Below are 9914 nucleotides of genomic sequence, written 5' to 3' on the forward strand. Positions count from 1 at the left end.
TGTCCTAGACGGAAACGCGTTCGGTCATCGAACGCAAGCGTGCCCCGATGATGGCCTCTGCTTCGGACACCATGCGCTGGACCAACTCGTCGACGGTGGGGATGTCGTGGATCAGCCCCTGTGATGTGCCGACCGTCCAGATACCGGCGTCGGGATTACCGGTTTCGTATACGCTTCGCCCACGCGCTCCTGCTACCAGGTCGCGCACATCCTCGAATTGTCCGCCGCGGGAGAGTATGTCGACAACCTCTCGGCTGACGATGTTGCTTGCCACGCGTGCAGTATTGCGGAGTGGTCGGAAGATCAGTTCGGTCTGTGTTTCGTCTGCAGCGACGATGGCTTCTTTGATGTTCTGGTGGATCGGAGACTCGGTGGTGCACATGAATCGCGTACCCATGTTGATGCCGTCTGCTCCGAGCGCCAGCGCGGCGACCAGACCACGTGCATCGGCGAAGCCGCCGGAAGCGATCATGGGTATCGAAATCTTTTCTGCGGCAGCTGGAATCAAGACCAAGCCTGCGACATCGTCTTCCCCTGGATGGCCGGCGCACTCGAATCCGTCGATACTGATTCCGTCGACACCGAGATCCTGTGCTTTGACCGCATGCCGGACTGTTGTGCACTTGTGGAGCACTTTGATTCCGGCGTCATGGAAGATCGGCAGGTGAGGACCGGGATTGGAACCTGCGGTCTCGACGATCTTCACGCCTGAGTCGACGATCACCTGGCGGTACTCGTCGTACGGCGGTGGCGTGATCGACGGCAGAATTGTGAGGTTGACGCCGAACGGTTGGTCGGTCAGGTCGCGGCATCGGGCGATTTCGTTCGCCAGGTCGGCCGGCGTCGGCTGCGTGAGTGCAGTGATGAATCCCAATGCGCCGGCATTGGCAACGGCTGCGACGAGTTCTGCTCTGCCGACCCACTGCATTCCACCTTGGACGATGGGGTGGCGAACGCCGAACGTTTCCGTGAATGCTGTCGAGATCATGAAAATCCTTGTTGTTCTCTCGGGACGAATGGTCAGAGGTGGGATATTCCGGCGAGGTCACTGACGTATTCGCGTGCCCTCGTCGGATCGAAGGAGCGTGAGATCTGCAGTTTCTCGGCCTCGAGTGATCCTTCTGCGTGCGTGGCCAGGACTGACTGATATCCGCCGTAGTCGCGGGCGGTCAGATCCGCAATGAAGTTGAGTAGACGGAGACGCTTTTCGGCAGGAACTGCTGCAGCGTAGTATTTTTCGAGAACTACACGAATTTCGGGATTCTCCCAGTCTTCACCGCCGGGGCCGGTGGCGAGGAGGCCACCTGAGAGATCGGTGAGGATGGCGACCGCGTTGTGGAATCCATGTGCGAAGTGGTATTTGGCCATGTTGACGGCAAGCGGATCTGGTTGCCTGACACCGTGTGCTCCTGGCTTTGATCGAACGGCGGCGAGTTGAGCCAGTCCGCGCACGGTCTCGCTCCAGGTGATCAGTTCGGTGATCTTGCCCTTCACATGGCCTGCCTTGTTGATGCCGTTGGCCTCGGCGATCAGTGAAGCTGCTCCGACCATGATGTCGAGTAGGGGCAACTTGTAGTTGATGGCGGTGAAACGGTGGTAATCGACAAACGCCAACGCGAGTGGTCCGGCAAGTTCGGGTTGACGGTTGAGGAAGACTCGATTTTTCGGTACTCGGACATCGTTGAAGACGGTGAGCGATTCGAGGAGTTTGTGTTTCGTGGAGATCGGAAATTCGAAGGAGTTGCGTTCTCCGGCTGCGTAGGGAGAGACGTACAGCTCGAGACCTGGTGTGTCGATCGGGATGGCGAAGGACACTGCGTAGTCGGCGTCTTCGGGGCCCATTGCGCGGGTGGGCAGCACGATCAACTCGTCGGCGTTCGCCGAGAACGAAGTGTGGCACTTCGCGCCGCGCACGGTGATGGAGTCGGCGTCCTCGTCGACGATGTGCAGGTAGAGGTCTGGGTCTGCCTGTTGGCGCGGTCCAAGTGACCGGTCACCCTTGACGTCGGTTTGCGCGACGGCGAGTGCGAGATCGCCGTCGCAGACCCGCTTGTAGAAAGCGCGCGCATTCTCGAGACCTTCACCGCTGGTTGCACGAAGAAGGGCGAACAGCGCATCGCTGCCCACCTCTTTGAGGACGATGGTTCCGCCGCCGCGCCGCGATACTTCCTCGATCAGGGCGCCGCGACGAATCAGATCGTCCGCAGATGTCGGCGCCACGTAGAACGCGCTGACTGGGTCGCCGTCGACATCGGTGACCGCGAGGTCGGGTCGATCGTCGGCGATGTCGTAGCACAGTGCTGAATGATCAACTGCGAGAGTCAGTTCGGGTTCGGCGTAGACATCGGAAATCTTCTTGCCTCGGTAGAAGACTCGGCGATCGTCGCTGAGCCCTTTTCGGTACTGGTCACTGGATCGCACGGCCACTGGATACTTCCTTGATCTTCTGTCGCGGTTATTGCATTCAACTTAGCTTAACGATCGTTAAGTAAGTGTGCAATCATCATGTGCTCGACGATTTCCGGCCATTGATGGCGCAGGTGACGAATCAGGCCGTGGTGAAGATCGATTTGGTCTGGAAGTATGCGGCCAGGCCTTCCGGTCCAAGCTCGCGACCGATGCCGCTGGCCTTGGTGCCTCCGAACGGTGCCCCGAAATCGAGTGTGTAGCCGTTGATCCCGAACGAACCGGTATCGACTGAGCGGGCTATTTCCATCCCGCGGTCGAAGTCGGCAGTCCACACGGTTCCACCGAGGCCGTACTCGGAATCGTTGGCGATTGCGATGGCCTGTGCCTCGTCGGTGTATGGAATGACAGAGAGTACGGGGCCGAAGATCTCTTCGGTTGCAATCGTGTGGTTTGCGGAGACGTTACCGAAAACGGTTGGCTCCAGGAACCATCCGCGCTCGAGTGTGCGCGGTCGTGATCCGCCAGTCGTGATCCTTGCGCCTTCCGCAGTGCCTGCGGCGATGAAGGACTCGACACGTTCGCGCTGCCCGGCGCTCACGAGAGGGCCGATAAAGGTGGTGGGATCCAACGGGTCGCCCACCGGCAGCGACTCGACCATTGCGGTGACGGCATCGAGCACTTCCTCGTAGCGTCCGACGGGCGCGAGAATTCTTGTCGAGGCGTAGCAGGTTTGTCCAGTGTTGATCAACGATGCCGTCGCCAAACCTGCCATCGTCGCGTCGAGGTCCGCATCGTCGAGAATGACTGCGGCGGACTTGCCGCCGAGTTCGAGCGATACCGGACGCAGAAGTCGTCCGCAGGTTGCTCCGATGTGTCGGCCTGCCGGTGTAGAGCCAGTGAACGCGACCTTGTGTACACCCGGATGAGCGACGAGGTATTTGCCGATTTCGGGTCCGCCGGTGACGATGTTGAGAACACCGGCAGGAAGACCGGCCTCCATTGCGGCCTCGGCGAGGACGAACGCGTCGAGCAAGGTCTCGGGTGACGGCTTCAGTACGACGGTGCATCCCGATGCGAGCGCGGGGGCGATTTTCATCATTGCGAGAAGAGATGGGAAGTTCCACGGTGCAATCGCGGCAACAACACCGATCGGTTCTTTCCGAACGATGGTGGTTCCCGTTCCGGCCAGCGCGTGACGGGGTTCTTCGAGCTCGGTCGTGCGGGCAAGCGCGGCGTAATAGCTCAAAAGTCCTGAAGGTCCCTGTCCTTCAGCGACAGTGGAGATCGATACGGGCATTCCGTTCTGCTGGCTGACCAATCGGGCTGTGAGGTCGGCGCGACGCCCCAAGGCTGTGGCAAATCGATCCAAGGCGTCGGCTCGGTCGGCAGGCTCGAGTCGCGACCACGTACGAAAGGCCCGGCCCGCCGCCGCGACGGCAGAATCGACGTCGTTTGTTGCGCTGCCCGGCACGCTGCCGATCTTCTCTTCTGTACTGGCCGAGTGCACCGAGATGGCGTCCGAAATCGTCGGTGATTGCCAGGTTCCGTCTATGTAAAGGGCGGAGTGAGTGAGAATCATGCAGGCTCCTTGCGGTGGGTGGGTGTGCGGGGATCGGGGCGCTCACGTGGACGTAGGCAAACCGCCACACTCATGACTTAGCGATCGTTACATAAGTCATTTGACTCACAAGCTATGTTGCTCCGCCTGTGGATGTCAATGGTCGAGGTGTCCGGCCGTGCATGAGAGTGGTGACCTGATCGGCGGCTTCACTCACGAGCTTGCCCAGTGCGGCGATCCGCTCCCCGGTCAGTGGTGACGGGGCATCGACCAAGCAGAGGATCAGCGCCGGTGTCGAGTCCTGGGCGAAGGCGACGGCATTGACGGACAGCAATTGATAATTGCCGTCGAGGTCGAGTGTTCCGACCGCGACATCCGCGGACAGAAGACGTCGCGCTTCTCTCAGTGCGAGTGCTGCCCTCTGGCCGCCGACTCCCGGGCCGCGCATCTCGGCGACGGCGTCGGAAATTGAAAGTTCTTGTTGGCGAAGGCATTCCACGGCGAACCCGCGCTCTCGAATGGCCGTGAGGATTGGCTCGTACTCCGACCGTAGAAGTGCGGCCTCCGTGTCCAATGCCTCCTTGCCGAGGAGAAACCATTCGTGGAGGTCGTTCTCGTCGAGCCATGCGGCAAGGCCTGCACCCAGTGGAGGTGCCATCAGCACATTGTCGCCGATGCGCAAGCCGAGAGTTCCGCTGCGCCTGGAGATCGGTTGAATTGCCTCGGCGACAACGAGGTCGGCGCCGGATCGGATGAATCCGAGACAGGCCAGTTCGGATGTGTCGGCCAGTTCTTGCATGACGGTGCGTGAAAGATCGACGACATCGATTGCGCGGGAAGCGGCTTGGCCGATGGGGACTAGCGCCGGGCCGAGTTGGTAGGTCTTGCGGATCGGGTGACGGACGAGCCAGCCGGCCTCGGCGAGAGCGACGACCATGGGGTAGCAGGTCGCCTTTGCGACGCCGAGGTGTCGTGCGATATCGGCGAGGCTCCGCCCCGCCGTGGGGTCGGATGCCAGCAGTTCGGTCAGCATGACGATTCGATCGGTTTGAGGGGAATTTCGTGCCATGTGTTCGCATAATGCCACTCTGGCGTCGCACTGTGACCCACGATACAGTGGAATGACTTAGCGATCGTTAATCAAGCGGCAAACTCCGGAAGGAAATACATGATTGTCAACGGTGGCGAATTACTTGCCAGAGCACTAGCTGAAGCGGGCACAACCGAGGTCTTCACCCTGCACGGAGGGCACTTGGATGCTTTCCTCGTAGCCTGTCGACGTCACGGCATCCGGCTCACCGACACCCGACACGAAGCCACTGCGGGACACGCTGCGGATGCGTACGCGCGAGTGACGGGCAATTACGGCGTTTGTGTAGTCACCTCCGGCCCGGGCTTCACGAATGTCTACACCGCGCTGACCAATGCACTCCTCGATCGCACGCCGACTATCTTCGTCGTCGGTGCTCCGCCGATGCGTGAGACCGAGACGAATCCGCTTCAGGGTGGTTTCGATCAGATTGCCGCAGCTGTTCCGGTGACCAAGTGGGCATACCGCATCACCGATCCGGCACGCGTCCCCGAGATAGTTGCTCTGGCAATTCGTAAGGCGACGACCGGAATTCCGGGGCCGGTGCTGCTCGAAGTGCCGATCGACGTGATGTTCGGTGAAGCCGACGAAGACACCGTGAGATTTCCGGTGAACTACACCGTGAGTGCGAGGTCGGGGCCGACTGCTGCAGCGGTCGAGGCCGCTCTCGATCTGCTCGGTGAAGCGACGAACCCCGCCATTGTGATCGGAGGTGGCGTCACTTTCTCCCATGCGAGCGCGGCGCTGGTGGCGTTCGCGGAAACGGTGGACGTGCCGGTGTTCTACCCCGGGAAGTCCGATGGAGCGGTACCCGCAAGCCATCGACTGGCCGGCGGCGGACTGTTGGCGATCGGCTCGTTACCTGCCCTTGGGTATCCGACCCCCGACGTGGTATTCGTTGTCGGTGCCCGAGCCGGGATGTTCACCGGCGGACGCACCAGCTTGTTCCCCGGTGCGCGGTTGGTCCAGATCGACGTCGACGCGTCCGAAATCGGGCGTATGCAGGACGTGGACGTTCCGATACTTGCCGACTGTCGAGAAGCGCTCATCGCTTTGAAAACTGCTGCTGATCAACGTCAATGGCCCGATTGGAGTGCCTGGGTCGATGCCGCCACCAGTGCGAAACATGCGCACCGGCATGGTTTCGAGGACGAAGCGACGGAAAGCGGTAAGGCGCATCCGTACTTTGCAGCGCGCGCGATCGTCGAAGCCTGCCCGCCCGGTACTACTTTCGTGATGGACGGTGCCGAGGCGCCGTCGTGGGGCGAGTTCTTCACTACCACCGAAGAGGTTGGTGGTGTCTTGAGGCTCGGCTACCTCGGATGCCTGGGTGTGGGGCCCGGTTTCGCAATCGGCGCACATCGGGCACGACCGGAATCACCCGTTGTGCTCATTACCGGTGACGGCGCGGCAGGATTCCACATCCAGGAATTCGACACAATGGCCCGTCATGGAATACCTGTTGTGACAGTGATATTCAACAATGCAGTGTGGGGAATGTCGATCCACGGCCAGGAAGCGGTGTACGGGGACGAAGGAATTGTCGTATCCGAACTCGCAGACAGCGCATACGAGAAGGTCGCCGAGGCCTTCGGTGGATACGGTGAGCGTGTTAAGGATGTCGCCTCCATCGCCGACGCTATGAAACGCGCGTTCGACGCGGGAGTTCCCGCATGTATCAACGTCGAGGTGGACCCGCACGTAGTCCACCCCATCACGACGATGATGCTCGGTGACGTCACAAGTACTGACGAAATCGTTGTCCCGTACTACGAGAACATTCCTCGCTGATGCCGGGGCGAATGGAAGGTGCAGTAGCCGTCGTGATCGGCGGAGCATCCGGTATCGGTTGGGCAACAGCGCAATTGCTGGCTGCCGAAGGTGTGAGCGTCGTGATAGGCGACATCGACATCGAAGGCGGGCGGAAACGCGCCGTAGAACTCGGTGGGCGAGCTGAAGCAGTCCGGGTCGACGTCGTCGACGAAGAATCGGTCAAGGTGATATTCGAGGGGGCCCAGGCGCAGCATGGTCGGCTGGATATCGCGGTCAATTGTGCCGGGGTGAATCTGCCGGGCTACATAACGGATTTGGAGGCGCAAAGTTGGCGGCGAACCGTTGACATCTGTCTCACCGGAGGTTTCTTCGTGATCAAGCATGCGGCGCGTGCCATGACTGCCGGTGGATCGATCGTCTCCATTACCTCATTGAACGCACGCCAGGCGGCTGCAGGTTTTGCAGGATACTGCTCCGCCAAAGCTGGCCTCGCCATGCTCACCGAGGTTGCGGCACTCGAACTCGGAGACCGGGGGATACGCGTCAACGCGGTTTCGCCAGGTCTTGTCGAAACGCCACTTGTCGAGGGTCTCACCGGTGTGCCGGCTATTCAGGCGGACTTCACCGAGAACACTCCGCTCGGACGTAATGGGTTGCCACGCGACGTTGCCGAAGCGGTGTTCTTCCTCGCTTCTGATGCTTCTTCGTGGATCACGGGCGAGGTTCTCGATGTCAACGGCGGTGCCCACTTACGTCGGTACCCGGACGTGATGAAACACATCGAGGCGATGCAATAGCTCGTCGAGAGTTCGTCGGTTCTGATAGCGCCCGGTGTCGTCCACGCGCCCGGGCCGGAAGTTACGTCCAATCCAGAAAGGGCTTTTCACGATGTGCTCGCAATATCGCCTTGCCGATGAGTCTCGACGCCACGCTGCTGCACGACCAGACGCCCTCGCGTTGACAGGTCGAGACGGGTCGATGACGTTTGCCGAGCTCGACCTCCGCACCAGTCGGCTGGCCAACGTTCTTCTCGACCTGGGTTGTAGATCTGGAACCAGGGTGGCCGTGGTGGACAGAGGCTCGACTCAAGTCGTCGAGATCGTACTTGCGGCAGCGAAGATCGGGGCAGTGGCAATCCCGATCAATTGGAGGTTGTCCGGCGCCGAGGTTGCCGAGGTGCTCGCCGACGCGGACGCTCGTGTGTTGTTCTTCCACAGTGAATTCGAGGGTGTGGTCTCGGCGGTGCAGGCATCGGAAGGGGCGAAGCTGCGTGTCGTGAAGATCGACGGTTCCGAGGAGTTCGACTACGAAGCGCGATCGGCAGGCGCAAGTTCGGTCGATCCGGGATGGCGCGGAAGCCTGGACGACGTTGTACTGCAACTGTATACATCCGGAACGACGGCAAAACCCAAAGGTGTTCTCACATCCAACAGGAACCTGGAGGCATGCACGCGAACCGGCGGGCCATGGGGATTCGACGAATCCTCGGTCAGCTTGTGTGCGATGCCCCTGTTCCACATCGGTGGATTGGGTTGGGCGCTCGTGGGACTTGCGAATGGCGCCCATAACGTCGTTCTCCCAGAATTCACACCTGCCGGTCTGTTGGAAGTACTGGAAGGGATGAGTATCACCAATACCTTTCTCGTGCCTTCCGTCATCGGGATGCTGGTCGACGTACCAGGCGCGCGAGAGCGCAATTTCGCAACTCTCCGATCCATCGCTTACGGTTCCTCGCCGATCACACCATGGGTCTTGAAGCGAGCTCTCGAGACGTTCCGCAAGCCCCTGTTCCAGGTCTACGGGCTGACCGAAACGCATGGAGCAGTAACACAACTCGATTCTTGTGACCATGCGGTGGACGGCGAGAAGGTCGGACTGCTGCGCTCGGTCGGAAAACCCTACCCCTGGGTGGACTTGAAGGTGATGTCACCGGAAGGCGAGGAAGTTGCGGTCGGCGAGGCCGGCGAGATCTATGTCAGGTCTCCGCAAACGACCGAAGGTTACTACCGACGGCCGGAAGAGACTGCCGCTGCGATAGATACCGACGGGTGGTTCCATACCGGCGACGTGGGACGGGTCGACAGCGAGGGCTACGTCTACATCACCGATCGGATGAAGGACATGATCATCACGGGTGGAGAGAACGTCTATCCCATCGAAGTCGAATCGGTCATCGCCGACTATCCGGGAGTATCCCAAGTTGCCGTCATTGGAGTGGAGGATCCACTGTGGGGCGAGGCGGTCAAAGCCGTCGTAGTTGCTGCTGCAGGGCATCAACTCGATACCGACTCGATTTCAGGTTTCGTTCGAAGCCGACTTGCCGGCTACAAGTGCCCCAAGTCCATCGAGATAGTCACGGAACTTCCGTTGGGTGCTACGGGCAAGATCCTCAAGCGCGAACTTCGGGCGCGATATTCGACAGTATGAGAATCAACGTGCACGCTTGCGGCCGGGCTTGCATCCAACCGTATTCAGTGCGATGACGGCGTACTTCTGAGCTACCTCTTCCGGGGTGAGTTCTCCCTCGGCGTGATACCAGCGCGGAATCGACTGGCACATCGCGAGAAGTGCGCGGGTGGTCTCGGGCACGTCTGCTACTGAGAAGAGACCTCGTTCCGAACCCTCGGTGACTATGCCGAGCACCAATTCTTCGACGCCCTTGCGTACGACACGATATCGCTGTCGGTGTTCGGGGCTGAGGTAGCGCACTTCCCCCTCGAGGGCTGCCAACCGAGAGCGGGTCGTCATACGAAGCACGATCGCTTCGACGACGTTGGTGAGCTGTTGTCGAGGGTCGTCTCCGCCGTCGGCGTACGCGCTGTGGGCACGAGCGAGGACGTCACTGGTCGAAATCTCCAGCAGAGCAAGGAGGATCCCTTCTTTGCTCTGGTGGTGGTAGTAGAGGGCGGGGATCGTCACGCCGACGCGGCGTGCGATCTCGCGTATCGAAGTACCGTGGAACCCGTTGTCGTAGAATCCTTCGAGGGCGGCTTCCAGGATAGGAGTCAGCTCGAGCGGCTCGATCCGTCGCCAACTGGCTGTGGCGTCCTTCGCCGAATCTTTCGTGGCCATACGTGGTCCCCT

The 9914-nt window shown here is 60.5% G+C and carries 8 protein-coding genes; 3 read left to right on the forward strand and 5 right to left on the reverse strand.

The window, feature by feature from the left end:
• Positions 1-4: 4 nt before the first annotated feature.
• The 4 genes from P0M12_RS15920 to P0M12_RS15935 all read right to left on the reverse strand — a co-directional run bounded on the left by P0M12_RS15920 (position 5) and on the right by P0M12_RS15935 (position 5036).
• The gene (locus tag P0M12_RS15920) at positions 5-988 is read right to left on the reverse strand and encodes a nitronate monooxygenase family protein (RefSeq protein ID WP_042451892.1); all 984 of its coding nucleotides are present in this window, start codon (positions 986-988) and stop codon (positions 5-7) included.
• Between the two features lie 32 nt (positions 989-1020).
• On the reverse strand, positions 1021-2427 hold the full coding sequence (locus tag P0M12_RS15925; RefSeq protein ID WP_064443079.1) for a 4-hydroxyphenylacetate 3-hydroxylase N-terminal domain-containing protein: 1407 nt from the start codon (positions 2425-2427) through the stop codon (positions 1021-1023).
• A 121-nt stretch (positions 2428-2548) separates the two neighbouring features.
• Positions 2549-3988 carry an aldehyde dehydrogenase gene (locus P0M12_RS15930; RefSeq protein ID WP_042451887.1) on the reverse strand — a complete coding sequence of 480 codons (1440 nt, stop codon included), beginning with the start codon at positions 3986-3988 and terminating at the stop codon, positions 2549-2551.
• 112 nt (positions 3989-4100) lie between these two features.
• Complete coding sequence (locus P0M12_RS15935) at positions 4101-5036, reverse strand: helix-turn-helix domain-containing protein (RefSeq protein WP_277376556.1); 936 nt, start codon at positions 5034-5036, stop codon at positions 4101-4103.
• Positions 5037-5135: 99 nt separating this feature from the next.
• On the opposite strand from P0M12_RS15935, the gene P0M12_RS15940 reads away from it, so the two are divergent.
• From P0M12_RS15940 to P0M12_RS15950, 3 genes are all read left to right on the forward strand, one after another.
• Positions 5136-6848, forward strand: a complete 1713-nt coding sequence (locus P0M12_RS15940) for a thiamine pyrophosphate-binding protein (protein ID WP_054826796.1) — start codon at positions 5136-5138, stop codon at positions 6846-6848.
• Positions 6848-7627, forward strand: a complete 780-nt coding sequence (locus tag P0M12_RS15945) for an SDR family oxidoreductase (RefSeq protein ID WP_064443083.1) — start codon at positions 6848-6850, stop codon at positions 7625-7627. Before P0M12_RS15940 ends, P0M12_RS15945 begins: the two co-directional genes overlap by 1 nt.
• A 91-nt stretch (positions 7628-7718) precedes the next feature.
• On the forward strand, positions 7719-9257 hold the full coding sequence (locus tag P0M12_RS15950; RefSeq protein ID WP_054826798.1) for a long-chain-fatty-acid--CoA ligase: 1539 nt from the start codon (positions 7719-7721) through the stop codon (positions 9255-9257).
• Positions 9258-9260: 3 nt separating this feature from the next.
• Here P0M12_RS15950 and P0M12_RS15955 read toward each other — a convergent pair whose 3' ends face one another.
• On the reverse strand, positions 9261-9902 hold the full coding sequence (locus P0M12_RS15955) for a TetR/AcrR family transcriptional regulator (RefSeq protein ID WP_042451878.1): 642 nt from the start codon (positions 9900-9902) through the stop codon (positions 9261-9263).
• Positions 9903-9914: the final 12 nt, after the last annotated feature.

Source organism: Rhodococcus sp. RCBS9 (assembly GCF_029457415.1).
In the GTDB taxonomy this organism is placed as follows: domain Bacteria; phylum Actinomycetota; class Actinomycetes; order Mycobacteriales; family Mycobacteriaceae; genus Rhodococcus_F; species Rhodococcus_F qingshengii.